19 protein-coding genes are annotated in these 20,121 nt (G+C 47.7%); 17 read left to right on the top strand and 2 right to left on the bottom strand.

What is annotated here, in order from left to right; genetic code table 11:
• Positions 1-122 (bottom strand): hypothetical protein (locus tag LPW36_RS15685; RefSeq protein WP_230610884.1); only part of this gene is annotated, 122 nt, incomplete at its 3' end.
• A gap of 463 nt (positions 123-585) precedes the next feature.
• Between LPW36_RS15685 and LPW36_RS15690 the strand changes: the two genes are divergently transcribed.
• From LPW36_RS15690 to LPW36_RS15705, 4 genes are all read left to right on the top strand, one after another.
• Complete coding sequence (locus tag LPW36_RS15690) at positions 586-1,437, top strand: DMT family transporter (protein WP_420844802.1); 852 nt, start codon at positions 586-588, stop codon at positions 1,435-1,437.
• Between the two features lie 31 nt (positions 1,438-1,468).
• Positions 1,469-1,678 carry a siderophore-interacting protein gene (locus LPW36_RS15695; RefSeq protein ID WP_230611221.1) on the top strand — a complete coding sequence of 70 codons (210 nt, stop codon included), beginning with the start codon at positions 1,469-1,471 and terminating at the stop codon, positions 1,676-1,678.
• A 125-nt stretch (positions 1,679-1,803) separates the two neighbouring features.
• Entirely contained in the window at positions 1,804-4,620 is a 2,817-nt protein-coding gene (locus LPW36_RS15700; protein WP_230611224.1) for a DUF2339 domain-containing protein, read from the top strand.
• Entirely contained in the window at positions 4,617-6,065 is a 1,449-nt protein-coding gene (locus LPW36_RS15705) for a DUF3999 domain-containing protein (protein WP_230611227.1), read from the top strand. The genes LPW36_RS15700 and LPW36_RS15705 overlap by 4 nt, the downstream gene beginning before the upstream one ends.
• A 299-nt stretch (positions 6,066-6,364) precedes the next feature.
• On the opposite strand, the gene LPW36_RS15710 is transcribed toward LPW36_RS15705, so the two are convergent.
• Positions 6,365-6,634, bottom strand: a complete 270-nt coding sequence (locus LPW36_RS15710; RefSeq protein WP_230611230.1) for a hypothetical protein — start codon at positions 6,632-6,634, stop codon at positions 6,365-6,367.
• A 572-nt stretch (positions 6,635-7,206) separates the two neighbouring features.
• On the opposite strand from LPW36_RS15710, the gene LPW36_RS15715 reads away from it, so the two are divergent.
• From LPW36_RS15715 to LPW36_RS15775, 13 genes are all read left to right on the top strand, one after another.
• Entirely contained in the window at positions 7,207-9,627 is a 2,421-nt protein-coding gene (locus LPW36_RS15715) for a DMSO/selenate family reductase complex A subunit (RefSeq protein ID WP_230611233.1), read from the top strand.
• A gap of 10 nt (positions 9,628-9,637) precedes the next feature.
• Positions 9,638-10,255, top strand: coding sequence for a DMSO/selenate family reductase complex B subunit (locus LPW36_RS15720; protein WP_230611235.1), 618 nt, complete (start codon positions 9,638-9,640; stop codon positions 10,253-10,255).
• 1 nt (position 10,256) lies between these two features.
• The gene (locus LPW36_RS15725) at positions 10,257-11,033 is read left to right on the top strand and encodes a dimethyl sulfoxide reductase anchor subunit family protein (RefSeq protein WP_230611238.1); all 777 of its coding nucleotides are present in this window, start codon (positions 10,257-10,259) and stop codon (positions 11,031-11,033) included.
• Positions 11,034-11,097: 64 nt separating this feature from the next.
• Positions 11,098-11,682, top strand: coding sequence for a molecular chaperone TorD family protein (locus LPW36_RS15730; RefSeq protein ID WP_230611241.1), 585 nt, complete (start codon positions 11,098-11,100; stop codon positions 11,680-11,682).
• Positions 11,682-12,218, top strand: coding sequence for a 4Fe-4S binding protein (locus tag LPW36_RS15735; protein ID WP_230611243.1), 537 nt, complete (start codon positions 11,682-11,684; stop codon positions 12,216-12,218). Before LPW36_RS15730 ends, LPW36_RS15735 begins: the two co-directional genes overlap by 1 nt.
• Positions 12,219-12,460: 242 nt before the next feature.
• Complete coding sequence (gene yhfZ / locus LPW36_RS15740) at positions 12,461-13,366, top strand: GntR family transcriptional regulator YhfZ (protein ID WP_230611247.1); 906 nt, start codon at positions 12,461-12,463, stop codon at positions 13,364-13,366.
• 26 nt (positions 13,367-13,392) lie between these two features.
• A complete protein-coding gene (locus LPW36_RS15745) occupies positions 13,393-13,752 on the top strand; it encodes a PRD domain-containing protein (protein ID WP_230611249.1) in 360 nt (119 codons plus the stop codon).
• Positions 13,753-13,819: 67 nt separating this feature from the next.
• A complete protein-coding gene (locus tag LPW36_RS15750) occupies positions 13,820-15,001 on the top strand; it encodes a YhfX family PLP-dependent enzyme (RefSeq protein WP_230611252.1) in 1,182 nt (393 codons plus the stop codon).
• Positions 14,994-16,211, top strand: coding sequence for a phosphopentomutase (locus LPW36_RS15755; protein ID WP_230611256.1), 1,218 nt, complete (start codon positions 14,994-14,996; stop codon positions 16,209-16,211). The genes LPW36_RS15750 and LPW36_RS15755 overlap by 8 nt, the downstream gene beginning before the upstream one ends.
• Before the next feature lie 3 nt (positions 16,212-16,214).
• Positions 16,215-17,123, top strand: coding sequence for a phosphotriesterase-related protein (locus LPW36_RS15760; protein WP_230611259.1), 909 nt, complete (start codon positions 16,215-16,217; stop codon positions 17,121-17,123).
• Positions 17,124-17,133: 10 nt separating this feature from the next.
• A complete protein-coding gene (locus LPW36_RS15765) occupies positions 17,134-17,493 on the top strand; it encodes a DUF2620 domain-containing protein (protein ID WP_230611262.1) in 360 nt (119 codons plus the stop codon).
• Positions 17,494-17,507: 14 nt separating this feature from the next.
• The gene (locus tag LPW36_RS15770; protein ID WP_230611264.1) at positions 17,508-18,854 is read left to right on the top strand and encodes a YhfT family protein; all 1,347 of its coding nucleotides are present in this window, start codon (positions 17,508-17,510) and stop codon (positions 18,852-18,854) included.
• Positions 18,855-18,885: 31 nt separating this feature from the next.
• On the top strand, positions 18,886-19,965 hold the full coding sequence (locus tag LPW36_RS15775; protein WP_230611267.1) for an aminotransferase class V-fold PLP-dependent enzyme: 1,080 nt from the start codon (positions 18,886-18,888) through the stop codon (positions 19,963-19,965).
• Positions 19,966-20,121: the final 156 nt, after the last annotated feature.

Consider the following 20,121-nt stretch of genomic DNA (forward strand, 5'->3'; position numbering starts at 1 on the left):
CACAGAACTTCCGCGATATCGGCCATGCCCATCGGGGCTCCCGGATGGCCTGATTTGGCCTTTTGTACGGCGTCCATACTGAGGGCGCGAATAGCGTTAGCGAGTTCTTTATGAGAAGGCATTATTAGCTCCATTGGGTGAAAGATATCCAGAATAAGAGAGGTCTGTTTCTGTATCCAGATTGATAGTTATAACAGATTAATCTGAGCGCTGAGAAGCAAAAAATTTATCATATTAGGTAAAAATCGTCGGTTAAATATGGGTTCATCAATGAGAATAACCCTATATCGCCATAGCATAAGGGGGATGATAGCGTAGATATAGTGTCAGACATGCTGCATTTAGAGTGCTTAATCGCTGAAATAACGGGATGTTAAAGGAAATTTTTTTGATAGGTTTCTCTGCTTGCCTTCCCCCGACTTTAGCCGATAATACACCGACCTTGATCCTGCGATTGCTTAATGATTCCGCGTGAACTCATTATTTACAACCACAGGTTAACCTCACCAGGGGAATCAGGGCACTATTTTCCGGTTTTATCATTATTGAGCCGGTGTTGTGATCTCTCTCTGTGGTGTAACCATCTTGAAACTCAATCTCTCGGCCGTTATCGCATTAGTCTGTATTACCTGTATTTGGAGTTACAGCTGGATCGTGATGAAAACCCTGCTGGTTTATATCGGCCCATTTGATTTCGCCGCTATACGTTGTGCGTTGGGTGCTGCGCTGCTCTTACTGGTACTTAAACTGCGTAATCGGGGAATGAAACCACCGCCGCTGGGTACTACCTTTATCATTGGCGTATTACAGACGGTTGGAATGGTTGGTTTTTCCCAATGGGCCTTAATCACCGGTGGTGCAGGGAAAGTCGCTATTCTGGCCTATACCATGCCGTTTTGGGTCATTTTACTGGCGGCGCTGTTTTTAAATGAACGTCTGGCTAAATTGCAGTACTGGGCGACGGCAATAGCCGTTTGCGGCATGATTCTGATTTTGCAGCCGTGGAATAATAATGGCTCGATGCTGGCCTCCATATTGGCATTGCTGTCAGGCTTCTGCTGGGGGGCCAGTGTGATCATTGCCAAGCGTTTGTATCTTCGGACGCCAACCGATCTGCTATCGCTCACCACCTGGCAAATGGTGATGGGAGCTATTGTATTAGCGGTTATTGCTCTGTTTGTCCCTTCTAAGCCAATTATCTGGCATCCTTATCTGTGGGGCGGTTTGTTATATAATGCGGTTCTGGCAACGGCAGTTGCCTGGGTACTGTGGATGTTTATTTTGAAACATTTACCGGCATCTGTTGCCGGTTTAGGCACATTGGCGGTTCCCGTTTGTAGTGCACTTTTATCATGGTGGCTGCTGGGTGAGCGCCCTAATGGCGCAGAAACCGCAGGTATTATTTGTGTTGTGTTGTGCTGGCGCTGGTATTGGTGAGTTTACCTAAACGCAGGGCACAGAAAGCCATTTGACCCCTGAATATGATGCTGTTTCTTCGGTTCAGATCCCTGAAGGTGTATCTCCTCTTATTTGGGGCGGAATGGAGTGCGATTTAGCAAAGGGATTGCGCCGGGCAATTAAAGATAAGATGCAATTACAGCGCGATGAATACTATCTGGTAAATTACTGGCGCGAAGGGGTACCAGAAGGCGGCTTTAACCATTCTTCTGATGAGTAACGGATCAATTTATCGCTAAATCAGAAGAAAAATAGCGTAGTAAGGGAAGAATTTGTTGTTCCACAGTAGACGATAAAGCGTATTCCTGTGAAACTGGTTTACCCTCTATTCAGGATGAATCGATAATGGATGAGTTGATATTCCTTGGTTTAATCATTCTTATCGCTGTGCTGGCATCACCCATTATGGCGCTGGTGGCTATGAGCCGTAGCCGCAATGCCAGAGACGAAGTAAGCCAGCTGAAAAAGCAGGTTGAGTCGTTGCAAAAACAGCTTAACCAGTTGGAAGATATTCCCGTCAGGCGGTCTGGTGCTCAGGAGACGAAAGTCGAGCCGGCGATATCACAAAAATTACCAGAACAGGTTATACCTCCTGTAGCGGATGAACCCGTTCCGCTTGCGCCACCGGCGATGGCAGCAAAAAGCGATCTCGAACCCGTTAATCTTCCACCCAAACCAGCTGAACCTGTTCCGGCGATATCGGTTTCCGTGGTGAAGCCAGCAACGGATCAGTCATCATCGGTGAGCGTTGCAACGGCAAAAGCTGTTGTAACACCGAAACCCGTATTGCCCCAAACTCAGCCCAAACCTCCTGTTCAACAAAATGAAGGCTCAGATATCTTCTCTGGCATCATCTCCTGGCTGGTAAAAGGCAATCCGGTGGCAAAATTAGGTATTCTGCTGCTGTTTTTTGGTATTGCCTACCTGCTGAAATATACCATTGAGCGGGATATGTTCCCGATTGAATTGCGCCTTGCCAGCTCTGCATTAATCAGTGTGGTGCTGTTAGCTCTAGGCTGGCGTTTGCGTCATAAACAGTCTTTGTATGCCCTGATATTGCAGGGCGGTGCTGTAGGTGCGTTATACCTGACGGTATTTGCCGCTTTCCGAATTTATCAGCTGTTACCCCATACTTTTGCCTTTGTATTGATGCTGGTGATTTGCGCCGCCAGTGTGGCGCTGGCCGTGTTGCAACGGGCATTGAGTCTTGCCATGCTCGCCAGTATTGGTGGTTATCTGTCGCCAATACTGCTCTCTACCGGAAGTGCCAACCATATCGGATTGTTCTCTTACTATTTACTGATTTCCAGCGGCATTCTGTTTATCAGTATCTGGCAATCGTGGCGAGTGCTTAACCTGCTGGGCTTTGTCTTCACGTTTGGCGTAGCCATTATGTGGGGTGTTGAGCATTACCAGCCGGAAGATTATCTCTCCTGCCAGCTATTCCTGATTGCCAATCTGGTTCTGTTTAGCTTGCTGGCGGAGCTGTTTGCGGTGAAAAACCGACTTCAACAGCATATGGCGGTAGATGGAACGCTGTTATTTGGCCCTCCGCTGATTGGTTTTGCTCTGCAATATGCAATGACGGAACAGTGGCAATTTGGTCCGGCGTTCTCCGCATTGGGTTTTGGCCTGATTTATCTGGTGATCACCTGGGGCACGCTGCGTCGTTTCCCACAGGAAGGTAAACGCATCGCTCTGGGGTATCTGGCACTGGGGGGTAGCTTTGTTACGCTGGCCATTCCTCTGGCGCTTTCTGCCCAATGGACCGCGCTGGCATGGGCGGTGGAAGGTCTGGGTATTTTGTGGTTTGGTCTGTTACAACATCAGCGCCGCTTGAGTTGGAGCGGTAGTGCGCTGCTGGTACTGGCGTTGGGTGCTCAACTGGTCGCTTATCAGGACTATCGTTGGGATATCTCTTTACTGTTTGTCTTACCGGTACTGTTTTTGTGCTTTATTGCCGGAGGGGCCTTATGGCGTCACTTTAAGCCAGAGTCTGATGCCTGGAAGGAGATCGGTTTGGCGATGCTGGCGGTCGGCATCGTGCTTTGGTGCTGGTGGTTGATGGAATTACCGCTAAGGTTCTATACCAGAACTTATAGTCTGGAACCTATGCTGTTGGCACTGTCCGGGTTAAGTATATCCGTCTGGATATGGCGTCTTGCCGGAAATCGCCTGATCTGGCCTGAGCTTAAACAATCTGTTTGGTTATTGTGGCCAGCGGCGGTAATGGCGCTGTTCCTGCAACTTAGTGACGATCCGTTACCAACGGCGTTAGGATGGTGGAATCTGGTTTGGCTGCTGGTGGTTGCTACGGCGCTCTTCCTGTTGTACCGCGATGCGCCTCAACTGCTGAAAGGCAATGCAGAAAAGCTGGCTCATCTGGCGCTCTTCTGGTTGGTACTGATCTGGCTGGGTAGCGAGGTCTACTGGCGTATGGCTCAAATAGCTTGGGGAATGAACGAATGGCGTTTCTATCTGCAAATGTGCAGCCTGTCATTGGTTATTTTGCTGCTGTGGGTCGCCGATCGTCGCCAGTACTGGCCGGTTAAGGCGCATGCTAATGTCTACTGGCTGGGTACTATTCCATTGATGGCTGCGGCTGGCGTTATGTTGCTAACCGGCAATATGATGGATGGGCAGATGGTGAACTGGCGTTATATTCCATTGGTTAACCCACTGGAAGAAGCGGCGATGTTTGGTATTTTAATGCTGGTTATCTGGCTCCGTCGTATTAGCGTGATTCTGAAGCCGCATGCCATCCAACTGGACGCCATTATTCCGTTAGTGGGTTGGGGTCTGGCGTTTTGGTGGTTTAATGGCATCCTGCTGCGGGTACTGGCTTACTATGCCGATATCGCCTGGTGGTTTGATGCGCTGTGGGCATCACGTATGATTCATACCACTTTTGCCATCGTCTGGACGCTTATTGCACTGATTTGCATGGTATTCTCTGCCCGTACCGGACGGCGAGTTATCTGGTTTATTGGTGCTGCCTTACTGGGCGTGGTGATCTTAAAATTATTCCTGGTGGATAGTGCAAAAGGCGGTGGTTTAGCCCGCGCTATTGCATTCCTGGGTGTTGCAGTCTTGCTGTTAGTTGTGGGATATTTTTCCCCGTTACCTCCCCGTCAGCCGCTTAAGCAGGAGCCAAAGACATGATGTCGTTAATAAAAATAAAAAAATTCCCTTTTGCTTTGCGCGCTGCACTATGTGGCCTGTGCATATCGGTAATACCGTTGGCTCAGGCTGATGACACCGAGTTAACGCCAAAGGATTTCTATAAGGGAGCCGAACTGGAAGTTTCTGCACCATCCCCTTTTTATCGCTTAACGCTGCCGGAAGAGGTCTATCTTGATACGGTTTATCCTGATTTGCGGGATGTTCGGGTATTTAACAGCTCGGGGCAACCGGTCACTTTTGCGTTATCACAAATAGATAATGACACTACCGAACAACAAAATATTCCGTTACGCATTTTCCCGATGCAAATGTCGGCGAGTAAGCCAAATGAGAATCAGCAGGAAGACAGAGAAGCCTTTACTTTTAAGTCCGCCAGTGGTGTTGAGGTAAAACTTTATCAGGATGGGGAGCGTAAGCCGGAAGCGACTTATTTATTAGAACTGAATCAGGATAAAGATAAGTCCGAAGACGTTGGGTTTAACCAAATTATGCTGGATTGGACTCAAAGTAATGCTAACTGGCAGGCAAAGGTAACTTTGTATAGCAGCAGCGATCTGAAAGACTGGAGAAAACAGGCCGATAATGCGCCGCTGATGGATTTAACTTCCGGCAGCGATCGTCTGTTGCTGAATAATATTGATATTGATGATAACTACAATAGCCGACGTGCCCGTTATTGGCTTTTGGTGATAAACAGTGATGAAAAGATCGCGATCCCTGCTATTTCCAAGGCTCAGGGGATTGTTATTACCCGGAGTACGGCGGTTGAAACTATTGAGCTGACGTTTAAGCCTGAAACGGTATCAAAAACCGAAGCAATATATCAATTACCGCGTCCTCAGCCACTGTCATCCCTTTCTATTGTGCCTGAACAAAGTAATACGGTGTTGCCCGTTAATATCGAGTATCGCAGCAGTGAGCAGGATAAATGGCGGCCTCTGACAACGGCAGTGGTATATCAAATTCATGGTGATACCGGATACCGTACTTCAGAACCTTTGGCAATGAATCATCTGTTGGTTCAGGGGCTACGGGTTAAGGCGGTAAACGGTAACTGGGGTGATACCTTACCTAAAGCTGTTGCTCAACGGGAACGAGTCGATGTGCTGTTTAACGGTCAGGGTAATCCTCCATATTTACTGGCATGGGGGGCGAATCAGGGTGCTGAAGCGACCATTGGCGTTAATCAATTAATTCCCACCTCGGAAATGCAGCCAAACGGACTGCAAGGGCTACCGCAGGCTTACGCCGGTAGTGCCATCGTGCTGGGGGGCGAAGAACGCCTGACGGCGACCTCTCCGGTAGAGCGCGCGCAGCAGTGGCAAACCTGGTTATTGTGGGGATTGTTGATTATTGGCGTTGCCGGACTGGCGCTGGTAGTACTGAGACTGGCCCGGGAGTTGATGGAGCCTAAAGGTAAATAACTCATCGTCGGGTCAGGCCCGACGTACTTTGAAGCTAAATACAGATGATATTCCGGCCGGGCGCATTGTTATTATGGCCGGGATGTCTCTTTGTACCGATCTATCTGTTTTGTCATTAATTATCAGGCATCTGTTTGATGCGCTGATTATTGGTTTTCTGGCACGATTTCGTCATCCTGAGGATTGTTCTCATCCCCGGAAATCTGTGGCTCATTATGTTCAACGATAGCTGTCAATATTCCCTGTTATATTAATGACCACTCATCCCACTAAAACGTTCCGGTAAAAATGAATATATTTTAAACAATCATGGTAAGGAGAAATAACTTTCCTTTCAGCACCTCTTCGGGAGCGGTAACGATTTTAATGTCCATTAATTTAAGCATATAGCTCGGTGTTATGCTGAGATAGGGAGAGTTTTTATTGTTATAACGCATCCTGAACAGTTCATGCATATCGTCTTTACGTATCACGACTAGCATTTTATCGTTTGAAACTTTGCCGTATTGCAGAAAAACGTCTTCCTTTTTTCGCTGGATACCTTCGATAAGATGTTCAAGTAGTGGCATAGTTATTCTCGCAGCGAAAGGTTATGGATAAAGAAATATCACTAATTCTGTTTTTGATAAACAGAGATTTCCTGCTGAAGTATAGGTGAATTTCTACCAATGAAGTCGCCAGTCATAGCTTTAATCGGTTTTGATGATTTAACCATATGTGAATATTTAATTTACCTTTAGCTACACATTATTAATGCTTTCTATTCATTTACCACTCTTGTATCGGGAATAAGGCGTAATGGCTTCTGGCCTGGTGTTAATACTGTCCGCCATCTATTCAGGGTATCAAATAGCAGCATTTTTTACCCTGAGGTAAGTAAAGTTCATTTTCGATTTTCTACAGATATTAATTTCAGGTATTCAGCATAAGTTGAATGATTTGTGCGTATTCAATATTAAGTGCGTTAATTAATTTTAATTTAAACAACCACATCAATATTTGTAATGAGACGGCGTAATCAATTTGGGGGACGCTATTGATGTAGATCAGTAAAGTCCTTTCTCAAGTAATCGTATTATCACTCTTCATAATAATAAACGTCCTAAATATTCTTTATATTGTTACCATGAGGGTAATGTCGATGCAGAGCAAAAAAACAGCGCACCCCGGCGAGGTGTCGCGGCGGGAGTTTATTAAAACTTCCGTGGTTGCCACCGGTGCAGCCGCAGTGGCGGGGTCACTAACCTTGCCATTTACTACTACGGTCGTTGCTGCACCCGAGGCAGCATCAGCAGAAACCATTAAATACAGCGCTTGTCTGGTCAACTGCGGTAGCCGTTGCCCACTGAAGGTGCATGTTAAAGATGGCATTATTACCAAAATTGCCAGCGAAACTGATTTTGATGATTCCACCTATGGTGAGCATCAAATTCGTCCGTGTTTGCGCGGGCGTTCGGTACGCTGGAAAACCTATAACCCTGACCGGGTTAAGTACCCAATGTTACGTACCGGAGCCAGAGGTGAAGGAAAATTCAAACGTATTAGTTGGGATGAAGCCACAACCATTCTGGCGGAGAAGCTAAAGTATACCGTTGAAAAATATGGTAATGAGGCGATCTATTATCAGTATGGTTCCGGCTCAACGGGTGCTAACCTGCAAGGGCGTAACGCCTGTAAGCGTATGCTCAATTTATACGGCGGCTTCCTCGATCAGCACGGCACTTACTCTACGGCACAAATCAACACCGTCATGCCATATGTGTATGGTGGCCTGCCAGAAACGCTGTTGCTGGAAATTAAAAACTCCGATCTGGTGGTGATGTTTGGCCATAATCTGGCGGAAACCCGTATGTCTGGCGGTGGTCAGTTTTATGAAACGCTGAATGCGCTGAAGCAAAGCCATGCGCGAGTGATCATTATCGATCCACGTATGACCGACAGCGTGACTACACTGGATGCCGAATGGATCCCTATCTATCCGGGCACCGATAGCGCACTGGTAGCGGCTATTGGTTATACCCTGATTAAAGAAAATCTCACCAATGAAGAGTTCCTGAAGACTTATTGTGTTGGTTGGGATGAAAGCACTCTGCCTGAATCGGCACCAAAAAATGGTTCTTATAAAGATTATCTGCTAGGTAACGGCCCGGATAACATAGCCAAGACGCCAGAGTGGGCAAGTGAAATCACCGGTATTTCACCAACCCGCATTATTCAACTGGCTCGTGAAATTGGCTCGGCCAAGGCCGCCTGGATCTCTCAGGGTTGGGGACTCCAGCGTACCGCCAATGGTGAACAGGCTTCCCGCTCTATTATGATGATCCCATTAATGACCGGGCACATTGGTCGCTCCGGGACTAACAGCGGTTCATGGGGCGGAAACGTAGCCTATTCAGTGCCGGGATTTGCTATTCCTAATCCGATTAAAACCGCTATTCCTTGCTTTATGTGGACCGATGCCATTACCCGCGGCACTGAAATGACCGCAAAAAATGCGCACGTGAAAAATAAAGATAAGCTGGCAACCAACATTAAGTTTATGTGGAACTACGCCAGTAACGTAATGATGAACCAGCACTCGGATGCGAATAAAACCCACGAAATCCTAAAGGATGAGTCACTGTGTGAATTCATTCTGGTCTGGGAAACCCACATGACCGCCAGCGCGAAGTATGCTGACCTGTTGCTGCCGGATGTGACCTCCGTTGAATCAAACGATCTGATCAACAACTCCTATGCCAGCGGTGCTTATAACTATTGTATTCGTTTGCAGAATACTATTGAGCCGCTTTGGGAATGCCGTCAGTCTTATGATGTTCTGGCTGAAGTGGCACAAAAACTGGGTATTCGCGATCAGTTTACCGAAGGGCGCACCCATGAGCAGTGGATTGAATATTGCTACAACAAAATGCGCGAGAAAGATTCAACCTTACCTGAGTTTGCACAAACTAATGATAAGGGTATCGTTGCCCGCGTTCTGGCCGACAGTTCTAAATCCATTGCGCTGAAAGAGTTCCGTGATGATCCTCATGCCAATCCGCTGAAAACGCCATCAGGTAAAGTTGAAATTTACTCAGAAGCCTTAGCCACGATCGCCTCTACCTGGGACCTGACCGAAGGGGACCGTATCCCGGCTGTGCCTGAATACTGCCCAACCTTTGAAGGGGTTAGCGATAAGGCGGTACAAGAGCTGTACCCATTACAGATGACCGGTTTCCATGACAAAGGCCGCGTACACTCTTCGTACTATTCTGTCGCCATGCTGCGTGAAGCGGTTCCTCATATGATGTGGATGAACCCTATTGATGCGCGTGCTCGTAAGTTAAATCACGGTGATATGGCTGAAGTGTTTAACGACCGTGGTCGTATTCGTATTGCTGTCAAAGTGACCGAGCGTATTTTACCGGGTGTTATCGGTGTACCGCAGGGAGCATGGCGTAATACCAACGAGCAAGGGGTAGATGTGGGCGGGTGTATTAATACCCTGACCACCCAACGGCCTTCTCCACTGGCTAAGGGTAACCCTCAACATACCAACCTCGTTGAAGTAAAACGCGCATAAGGAGATAGTGATGAAACAGTATGGTTTTTATGTAGATAGCTCCAAGTGCACAGGTTGTAAAACTTGCCAGATTAGCTGCAAAGATGAAAAGGATTTACCGTTAGGGCCAAAACTGCGTCGGGTTTATGAGTTTGGCGGCGGTAGCTGGTCTAAGCAGGGAAATCTGTGGACACAAAATGTGTTCAACTATTACCTGTCTATTGCCTGTAACCACTGCTCCAAGCCAACTTGTGTAGAAGGGTGCCCAACAGGCGCAATGCATAAGCGTGCGGAAGATGGACTGGTGGTAGTTAATCAGGATATCTGTGTTGGTTGTCGTTATTGTGAAATGCGCTGCCCTTATGGCGCTCCGCAGTTTGATGAGACGAAGAAAGTCATGGCCAAATGCGATGGTTGCTATGCGCGCGTGGGTCAGGGGTTGAAACCTGTCTGCGTTGAATCTTGCCCTCAGCGCGCGTTGGACTTTGATGAAATCAGCGTGTTGCATGAAAAATATGGTTATCAGAACGGCGTTGCGCCATTGCCGGATCCATCGCTGACCTCACCGAATCTGGTGATTAAAGCCCATCGGGATGCGAAACCTTGTGGTGATACATCCGGTCATATTCAGAACCCGGCGGAGGTGTAAGATGCATGAGTTACCACTGGTATTTTTTACCGTACTTGGGCAAAGCGCCGTAGGGCTGTTTTTGCTGGCTTTTATCAGCTATCAGCTCAAATTAAGCGACTGGGAACAGCTCAGACGTGCCAACCTGTTAGCGCTGGTGCTAATGGCAATTGGTTTGGTTTGCAGTATTTTCCATCTGGGCCAGATTTTCCGCATGTTTAACGTGATGGCCGGAGTAGGGCGCTCGCCAATGAGTAATGAGATCGCGCTATGCGGTGCTTTCTTTGCTCTGGCTTGCGGTACCCTCTTTTTCAGCTATATCAAGAAAAATGTGGGGATCGCCAGCGTACTGAACGTGGCAGCTATTCTGCTTGGGCTGGCCTTCGTCTGGTCAATTACCAAAGTGTATCAACTGCAAACCGTTGGCAGTTGGAATACCGGTTACACTGCACAGCAAATGTGGCTGACAGTGTTGGTTGGCGGCGGTGCCTGTGCTGTTTTAGCTGGAGTGCGCATGGTTGGCGCAATTGCACTGTTAATTGGCGCAGTTGTTAGTCTGGTGGTTAAACCGGGTTATCTGAGCTTTGTTACCCAGGTAGAACCTGCGCTCTCTTCCCAACAGACGCTGTTTTGGGGTATTCAGACCTTCTGTCTGGCTCTGGCGTTGTTGGTTGCCATCATCGTACTGATCAAGCACAAGGGATTAGGTTCCGTTCTGGCACTTTGTTCTGCCGGTGTGGTGGTCGGAGAATTGGCTTCCCGCGTGGCGTTTTATAATTTGTGGTCAATAGCCATGTAATCATGTCAGGCTGGCTGGGAAACCGGTCAGCCTGTTATGCCACACCGAGAAAGGCCCATCTGTTATGTTAATGAATACCGCTATTCCCCGAATTCTTGGCGCCTGTTTCTATTATCCTCCTCAGGGGGAGTTAATAGCGGTACTGCCTGAATTGGCAATGCTATTTCCCTGGACGCAGCCAGAGTTGGTTCGCCAGCAGGCTCAACGATTGGCTGAGTTTGAAGCAGAAACCTTACAATATGATTATTCGATGTTATTTGAAGGGGTAGGAATGATGCCCGCGCCTCCCTGGGGTTCTGTTTATCTGGGGCAGGAAAACCTCCTGATGGGGGAGTCCACGCTGGCATATCGGCAGTTTCTCGCCCGACAGGGTATGGCAACGGACACCGATAACCCTGAGCCGGAAGATCAGTTTGGCCTGATGCTGATGGCTTTTGCTTATCTGTTAGAGTCAGATAAGCAGAGTGCTGCGCAGCAATTGCTGAGTGAGCATTTGCTACCTTGGGCGGAACGTTATCTGTCGCTGGTGCAGTCAAGCGATACTGAGCACGCCTTTTATCCTCAACTGGCAGAAATGACCCGGCTCTATCTGTATACTCTTCAGCAACAGCTTAATTTGTCGGTTGAAGCAAAGGAACTTTATCTCTGATGAAGGATGAGCGCTTTTACAAAGCCTATATGGAGCATCGAACCGTCAGCCGACGGGGATTGCTGCGTGGGCTGCTTAAAGGTGCCCAGACCGTTCCTGAGTTACCTGAGGTGAGTCACCAAAAAGCTGAAGTGATTCGCCCTCCGGGATCGATTGACGAGGTGATTTTCCAGCGGACATGCACCGGTTGCGGTGATTGCGCTTCCGCCTGTCCTGAATTTCTCATTGTGCTTAATGCTTCTTTGCCGGAACTGGATTTTATCTCTAACTATTGTACCCGCTGCGATCGCTGTATTCAGGCCTGTGGTGTTGGTGCTCTACAACGCGGTTCGTTTAATATTAATGCCCGACCTAAGGTGAGCCATGCCTGCCAGAATGGCTATATGTATTGTGATAGCTGTTCAGGGCGTTGTGATAAAAAAGCCATTCAGTGGCAAAATGGTCGTGCTCCGGTTATTGAAACTGAACTGTGCGATGGTTGTGGTGAATGTGTTTTTATTTGTCCGGTGAAAGCACTGGAAATGGTAATAATATAGCGACCCATCCTTTTTTATTTCTCTGAATCCGCTGGCAATATCACCGGTGGAAAAATATCAGACTCTTTATCTTCAGAATGAAAATGACCACTTTGTAATACCATGTAAAATATGGCGTTACTTCAAATTAAATATTCAAAATTTATACTGTTGTGATAGTAATCTCTTTTTACTATTTCTTTCGTTGCATGATATCTTCAAATTTATGAAGATATAGCGTAGTGGATTTGGTTAAGAGAATTATGAGCAAAACATTTATTAAAAAAGAGGGGATAGCTCAATCCTTTCTGGCTCGTTATTTGCTGGCCTTACATTCGGGAAGTCGTCTGAAAACCATTGATGAACTTGCCAGAGAGTGTGAGTTATCCGTTGGGCTGATGCAATCTGCACTGAAAGATCTGGAAAGCCTGGGTACCCTGAAGGTTGTGCGGCGTGGTCGCAACGGCAGCTTTATCGATACTATCGATCACAAGCAACTGTTGCAGTTTGCCAATATCGATAATGTGGTTTGTGCTATGCCGTTGCCTTACGCCCGGGTGTATGAAGGGCTTGCCAGCGGTTTAAAAGCTCAGTTTATTGATATGCCGTTCTATTTTGCCCATATGCGGGGTGCTGATATTCGTGTCGAATGTCTGGAAAACGGAATTTACGACCTGGCCGTGACTTCCCGACTGGCGGCAGAACAACATTTAAAACAGGGCAATATTTATATTGCTCTGTCCCTGGGGCAGCAGACTTATGCTGAACAGCATAAGCTGATTTTTCGTCAGGGTCAGGAGCAGAATATCAGACGTATTGGTATCGATAGTACATCTGCCGACCAAAAAATCATGACAGAAGAATGGGTTGGCGGTAGAGATATCGAATTTGTGGAAGTCTCCTACCACGAATGTTTAAACAAAATTGTCAGTGGCTACATCGATGCGGCTATCTGGAATGTGGGGCAGGGCGAAACGTTAGCGGCCCTGGGTCTGACAACCAGTGCGCTGTCAGGCAGCGAGTCTTGTTATAAAGCATCTGAAGCGGTGATTTTGACGCGTAAAGATGATAAGCAGATTCAGCAACTGGTGAATACTATGCTTAATCGTGATGCCTTGCTGCTGCACCAACAGCAGGTAGTACTCGGGCAGATTGAGCCGACTTATTGATATTAAAATTTACAAAGAGAAGTGATATGGAACAGCGGTTAGCTATCCTTTTACAAGGTGGCGTTATTGATCAAGATATTCATGATGGCATGCTAAATGTGATTAGTGACCTTGAGCAGCAGTGGAACATTTCGATACGTCATCAGCAGGGAAATATGGCACTAACCCATATGGCCAGTGCACTAATGCGCTCCCGTCGCGGTGAAAGTATCACCCCGATTGATAATGAAGTTCTGGAAGAGGTTCAGCAGTCTGAGCACTATCCATCACTGTTGGTGATTCATAAGGCATTACTTCAGCATTTTCCTCTGACGATTGATCCATCCGAAGAGGGGTATTTATTGGCTAATCTCTATAGCCTGATGTTAGCTGCAAACGATCGCTAATTTTTTCAATCTAAATATTCATTTTTTTGAATGTTTAAGCTGTTAAGCGCGTATTTAAGGGAAATGTATGTTTGTTGATGCACTTAAAAAACAGAACCCCCAACTGATTGAAGCGGCGGTAGCCCTCTGGCGTCAGGGTACCATTTTGCCCGATACCTATGTTATTGATGTGGATCAGGTGCTGGATAATGGGCGTAAGCTGCTTAAAACCGCCCATGACTATGGTATTGAGCTTTATCTGATGACCAAGCAGATTGGCCGTAATCCCACTCTTGCCCAACGACTAATTGAATTGGGATATCGGGGAGTGGTGGCGGTAGATTTCAGAGAAGCGGAAGTGTTAAGTGAACATCAGATCCCACTTTGCCATGTCGGACATCTGGTACAGACTCCGGACGCGCTGGTGGAAAAAACATTGCGGCTGCGCCCTGAAGTGATGACCGTTTTCTCCCTTGAAAAAGCACGGCAGATTAGCAAGGTGGCACAATCTATCGGTGTGATCCAACCTGTCATGATTAAAGTGATTGCCGACAGCGACCAGCTTTACCCCGGTCAGGAAGCGGGATTCATTCTGGATGACCTTGAAAATATTGTTCAGCAGATCCAGATGATGCCCGGCATCAAACTTACCGGACTTACCCATTTCCCTTGCTTGCTATGGAACGACCAGCAGCAGAAGACGCTACCTACACCGAATCTTCAAACACTGTTGGCGACTTACAACCGGCTCACTGATATGGGGGTTGGTATTAAGCAGCTTAATGCACCTTCGGCAACCAGCTGTAGCACATTACCACTACTGGCAGAATATGGCGTGACGCATACCGAACCCGGACATGCATTAACTGGCACCATTCCTGCTAATCAGCATGGTACCGAGCCTGAAAGAATCGCTATGGTGTATATCACAGAAGTATCCCATCAGTTCTCAGGCCTCAGCTACTGCTTCGGCGGTGGTTACTATCGCCGTGGTCATGCCAGTAAGGGGTTAGTTTTCTCTTCATCTGTCTCGTCATCAAATGTCCAGATTGCCCCGGTGCTACCGCTGGATGATTCAAGCATTGACTACCATATTCCTCTGAAAGGCCACTATCCGGTGGGCAGTGGCGTGGTTATGTGTTTCCGCACCCAGATCTTCGTTACCCGTAGTGATGTTGCTTTAGTTTCAGGTATTCAAACCGGGCGACCCGTGCTGGATGGCATTTATACCAGCCAGGGAATGCTTAAACAGGAGGCTTTCTATGGCTAAGTTTCTGGTATTGGTTATTGATAGTTTTGGTGTCGGTACCATGGATGATGTGCCGCAGGTTCGCCCGCAAGATATTGGTGCCAATACCTGTGCGCATATTTTACAGGCTAAATCCGACTTACGTTTACCGGTGTTAGAAAAGCTGGGAATTATTAATGCGCTGGGGTTTAGCGCCAATATCATGCAGCCAAATGCGGATGCCAATTTTGGTACTGCCGATTTGCAACATGAAGGCGGTGATACTTTTATGGGGCATCAGGAGATTCTTGGCACTAAACCAAAAACCCCGTTAAGAATCCCGTTTTCTGAAGTGATCGATGCAGTCGGGAAGGCGCTGCTTGCGGCCAATTATCAGGTCGAGCGAATTGGCGATACGTTACAGTATCTGCTGGTTAATCAGCATGTTGCTATTGGCGATAACCTAGAGGCGGACCTTGGTCAGGTATTTAATATTACCGCCAATCTGTCCGAAATCTCTTTTGACGAGGTGAAAAAGATTGGACGTATTGTGCGTGATTGCGTCAGCGTTGACCGGGTTATTGCCTTTGGTGGGCTGATGGCATCAAGCCAGCAAATCAGTGATGCAGCAGAAGAAAAGCTGGGTGTCTATATTGGCATTAACGCACCGAAATCAGGGGCCTACGATAAGGGTTTTCAGGTTGTTCATATGGGCTACGGTGTGGACAGTCAGGTGCAGGTACCGGCAAAACTGCAGAGCTGCCATATTCCCACCACGCTGGTCGGTAAAGTTGCCGATATTGTCGAAAATCCTCAGGGTATAAATTATATCAATCTGGTTGATTCACAAACCATTATGGATATCACCCTCGAAGCAATGAAGCAGCCGGGGGACCGGTTTATCTGCACCAATATTCAGGAAACGGACCTGTCGGGGCATGCCCAGAATGTGGAGCGTTACGCGGATCGTCTGATGGTTGTAGATAACAACCTTGCCGGGATATTAAAAATCATGACGCCGGAAGATTGTCTGGTGGTGATGGCGGATCACGGCAATGACCCTACCATAGGCCACAGCAAACATACCCGGGAGAAGGTACCGCTACTGGTTTATCGTCCTGGAGTAACGGGGGTTGAGCTGGGGCATCGGGCTACATTATCCGATGTGGGCGCAACGGTATGTGATTTTTTCCATGCGCCGGCGCCACAGAATGGGATGTCGTTTCTGCCGCTGCTTAAGGCTCAGGAGTAACCCATGAGAACCAGAGATTATATTGATGCTTCAGGCTATACCTACGCCCACGAGCATTTGCACATTGACCTCTCCGGAGCAAAAAACAATATCGATTGTCGCCTCGACCAGTTTCAACTGCTGGTGGATGAAATGAAGCAGCTGTACGCCCTTGGCGTGCGCAATATCATTGAAGTGACCAATCGTTATATGGGCCGCAATGCCCAGTTTCTGTTGGATATCATGGCTGAAAGCAAAATAAATGTTGTTGCTTCAACGGGATACTATCAGCAGAAATTTTATCCTTCATCTTTGCATAACATGAGGGTGGAAGACATTGCCCGGGAAATGATGAGTGAAATTGAACAGGGTATTGATGGTACTTCACTTAAAGCAGGAGTGATTGCTGAAATTGGCTCCAGCCTTGGTCAGATCACCGATGATGAACGCAAAGTTTTTGAAGCAGCAGCGCTTACTCACCACGCGACAGGGCGGCCCATTTCCACCCATACCACTCTGAGCACTATGGGGCGCGAGCAGTTAGCCTTGTTGAAGGAGTTTGGCGTTGAGCCTCAACATATTGTGATTGGTCACTGCGATCTGAAAGACAATCTGGACACCATCCTGCCTTTGATTGATGAGGGGGCATGGGTGCAGTTCGACACTATTGGCAAGAATGACTACTACCCGGACAGCAAGCGCATTGAGATGCTTCAGTCCGTCAAAGCACGAGGCATGCTCGATCGCGTCATGCTTTCAATGGATATCACCCGCCGTTCACATTTGAAAGGCAATGGCGGTATCGGTTTTGATTACCTCTTAACAACCTTTGTACCCATGTTGCAAAAAGCAGAGTTTACCCGGCAGGAGATAGATCTCATGTTGCGTGATAACCCGGCTGCTTTTTTTAATGATAGCCAAAAAAGAATATAAGGATAAGACCATGAAATTTGTAGTTGGTGGACAGATCGAAAAAGAAAAAATTGCTGACAGCATCCGTACATTAGCCGGAGACCGAGCCACATCCGTGGTAGTAATGAACGATATTGAAGCGGCAATGGCTCTTAAAAGCGGGGCCGTTGATTATTATCTTGGTGCCTGTAATACCGGCGGTGGCGGTGCGTTAGCCATGGCTATTGCCATTGCGGGTATGGACCGCTGTGTCACCGTTGGAATGCCGGGAAAAATCCTGTCTGATGAAGAGATTATCGCCCATGTGAAAGGCGGTAAAAGTGCTTTTGGTTTTACCGGACAAGATATTGATGCCGTTGTTCCTGTCATTATTTCAGCTATTTTCTCCTAATCAAGGAAATCGTTATGGTACAGGAATTTTTAATGCGGCTTATTGAAGTCGACCCCGTTAAGGCCGGACTTTTGGCAGCAATAGGTGCGATTTCTGCGATGATGGCCAACAGAGGAATTGCGGTTTTTCATGATGGATTACGACCGCTGATTCCGGAGCATCTGGAAGGGCGCATGAGCCGTAAGGCGCTGGCCGCTACCAGCTTCGCCCTGAGCTTTGGCCTGATTATCGGTTTTGGTATTCCTTTTTCACTGACGGCTCCGATTATTCTGGTACACAGCCTGCTGCTGGGTACGGACGTTATCGGGGTGTGGTGTTCAAACAGTAAAAAAGGCTTTGTGTTATCCGGTGTTATTGGTGCGCTTTATGCGGTTGCGCTGTTAACTGGCCTGAAATCCGTGGTGGAACTGTTTGCCATGTTGCCGGTTAACTTTATGACCAACCTGAGCAAAGTTGGCGACCCTATTGTGGTTTGCTTCTCTCTGTTCCCGGCGGTGGTCGTGGGCTATCAATATGGCTACCGCAAAGGTATTTGGGTATTAGTCGCTACGCTAATTGGCTATCTGGCGACGCAGTCTATCGGTACTTTAAGCTTTGGTGGCTTTATCGAGAAACCGGTTAAGCTGGATCCAAATGGAACGGCTCTGCTGATTGCAATGATCGCGATGTTCTACTTTGCGATGAAGCAGCGCCCCCCGGAAACTTCGGGCGATCAGAAAGGGGCTAATGAGATGCTGGTTGGCCTGTTCTCTTCCCGTATTGAGCGTATTCAGAAAAACAAATGGCTATTGGTACTTAGCGGTGGTTTAACCGCCGTAGCGGCAACCATGTCCTTTAGTCTGCTGGCCGAAGGTCCGGTATCGTTGCAACTGATGGCTCAGGGTGAACAAAATGGTGCGTTATTAGTTGCACTGGCACGCGCCATCAGCTTTGTACCTCTGGTGGGAACGACGGCCATTGCTACCGGGGTATACAGCCCGGATGGAATGAAGTTTGTTTTCGTTGCCGGTCTGGCAACCAACAATCCGTGGATTGCCTTTATTGCGGGCTGTGTGATTATGCTGATGGAGATCATGCTGCTGGCGAAGATTGCTATCTGGCTGGATAAATACCCTGGGGTTAAAGCCTGTGGTGACCATATCCGTACCGCAATCACCCGGATGCTGGAAATATCTCTGTTGGTTGGCGGAATGATTGCTTCAAACGCTATTTTACCGGGCATGGGCTTTATGATTGTGGCAGGTATCTATCTGCTGAATAAGACCTCAAAACGTCCTCTGGTTGAAATGGCGATTGGTCCGATTGCTACCATTGCGGTAGGGATTCTGGCGAATATTATTTATATCATGGGATTAGGCTAAGGCTGACCTGTCATTATTTAAGGTAAAAACGATGAAAACCTACCCTTTGCAAAGTATGACGATGCTTCAGGCACAGCAACAGCAGTTTAAGCTGGTGGACATTATCTGTCGTCATTTCCCCGGCAGTGATTTTTTGACGCAGGGGGATCTGGGATTGGTACCTGGCCTGAACCAACCTCTGATTACGCATCGGGTAGAGCAGGTTATCGCTGACTTTTTTAATGCAGAAGCTGCGGCGTTTGTCAGCGGGGCAGGGACGGGGGCTCTACGCGCCGGTCTTGCCGTGCTGACCAAACCGGGAGATACGTTGCTGGTGCATGAGGCACCGGTTTACCCAACAACGCAGGTCTCTATCGATCAGATGGGGATTCGGATTGTTAAAGCAGATTTTAACCAGCCGGATGCGATTAAAGCGGCGATTGCTGCACATCATCCCGTTGCCTGCCTGATACAGCATACACGTCAAAAAATGGATGACAGTTATGATCTGGGTGAGGTGATTGCGCTGGTGAATAACTACCAGCTTCCAACGCTGATTGATGACAACTATGCGGTGATGAAAGTGGCACATATCGGTTGTGAGCTGGGTGCTACGTTATCTACCTTTTCCTGCTTTAAGTTGCTTGGTCCTCCGGGTGTAGGCGTAATTACCGGCGATAAAGCCAAAATTGAGCAGGTTCGTGGCAGTATGTATTCAGGCGGCAGTCAGATTCAGGGCTTTCAGGCGATGGAAGTGCTACGGGGTATGGTATTTGCTCCGGTGACTCATGCCGTTCAGGCTATGGTTAATGATGAGGTCGTTTCTCGCCTGAATCAGGGAGAAGTGAAATCCGTTAAGCAGGCTTTTATTGCTAATGCTCAGTCTAAAGTTTTGCTGGTTGAATTTCATGAGCCGATTGCGGCACAGGTACTGGCTAAAGCGCAAACTCTGGGGGCGCTGCCTTATCCGGTGGGTGCCGAATCACGATTTGAGATCCCGCCGCTGTTCTATCGCGTGTCCGGCACTTTCCGCCAGTCCGACGCTTCGCTGGAGAAACGGATGATTCGTATCAACCCTAACCGAAGTGGGGCGGAGACGATTTTGAGGATTTTAAGGGAGAGTTGTGGGTAGGGGTGTGAATTTAACCAAAAGCCCGCATTCGCGCTGAGGAATCCCCAGTAATGAGCAGGTAAAAAAAGACAGGCATAGAGTTTTGTGATCTACTGATTGTGCTATCAATTCAATGAGATCACCTCTATGCCTGTTTACCAAGTATGTCAGAAGTTT

Source organism: Limnobaculum eriocheiris, assembly GCF_021010575.1.
In the GTDB taxonomy this organism is placed as follows: Bacteria; Pseudomonadota; Gammaproteobacteria; order Enterobacterales; family Enterobacteriaceae; genus Limnobaculum; species Limnobaculum eriocheiris.

Coding starts and splice junctions, on each gene's coding strand:
- LPW36_RS15765 (WP_230611262.1), top strand. CDS start 17,134: ATGAAATTTGTAGTTGGTGGACAGATCGAAAAAGAAAAAATTGCTGAC.
- LPW36_RS15720 (WP_230611235.1), top strand. CDS start 9,638: ATGAAACAGTATGGTTTTTATGTAGATAGCTCCAAGTGCACAGGTTGT.
- LPW36_RS15760 (WP_230611259.1), top strand. CDS start 16,215: ATGAGAACCAGAGATTATATTGATGCTTCAGGCTATACCTACGCCCAC.
- LPW36_RS15715 (WP_230611233.1), top strand. CDS start 7,207: ATGCAGAGCAAAAAAACAGCGCACCCCGGCGAGGTGTCGCGGCGGGAG.
- LPW36_RS15710 (WP_230611230.1), bottom strand. CDS start 6,634: ATGCCACTACTTGAACATCTTATCGAAGGTATCCAGCGAAAAAAGGAA.
- LPW36_RS15735 (WP_230611243.1), top strand. CDS start 11,682: ATGAAGGATGAGCGCTTTTACAAAGCCTATATGGAGCATCGAACCGTC.
- LPW36_RS15755 (WP_230611256.1), top strand. CDS start 14,994: ATGGCTAAGTTTCTGGTATTGGTTATTGATAGTTTTGGTGTCGGTACC.
- yhfZ (WP_230611247.1), top strand. CDS start 12,461: ATGAGCAAAACATTTATTAAAAAAGAGGGGATAGCTCAATCCTTTCTG.
- LPW36_RS15745 (WP_230611249.1), top strand. CDS start 13,393: ATGGAACAGCGGTTAGCTATCCTTTTACAAGGTGGCGTTATTGATCAA.
- LPW36_RS15775 (WP_230611267.1), top strand. CDS start 18,886: ATGAAAACCTACCCTTTGCAAAGTATGACGATGCTTCAGGCACAGCAA.
- LPW36_RS15730 (WP_230611241.1), top strand. CDS start 11,098: ATGTTAATGAATACCGCTATTCCCCGAATTCTTGGCGCCTGTTTCTAT.
- LPW36_RS15705 (WP_230611227.1), top strand. CDS start 4,617: ATGATGTCGTTAATAAAAATAAAAAAATTCCCTTTTGCTTTGCGCGCT.
- LPW36_RS15770 (WP_230611264.1), top strand. CDS start 17,508: ATGGTACAGGAATTTTTAATGCGGCTTATTGAAGTCGACCCCGTTAAG.
- LPW36_RS15700 (WP_230611224.1), top strand. CDS start 1,804: ATGGATGAGTTGATATTCCTTGGTTTAATCATTCTTATCGCTGTGCTG.
- LPW36_RS15725 (WP_230611238.1), top strand. CDS start 10,257: ATGCATGAGTTACCACTGGTATTTTTTACCGTACTTGGGCAAAGCGCC.
- LPW36_RS15750 (WP_230611252.1), top strand. CDS start 13,820: ATGTTTGTTGATGCACTTAAAAAACAGAACCCCCAACTGATTGAAGCG.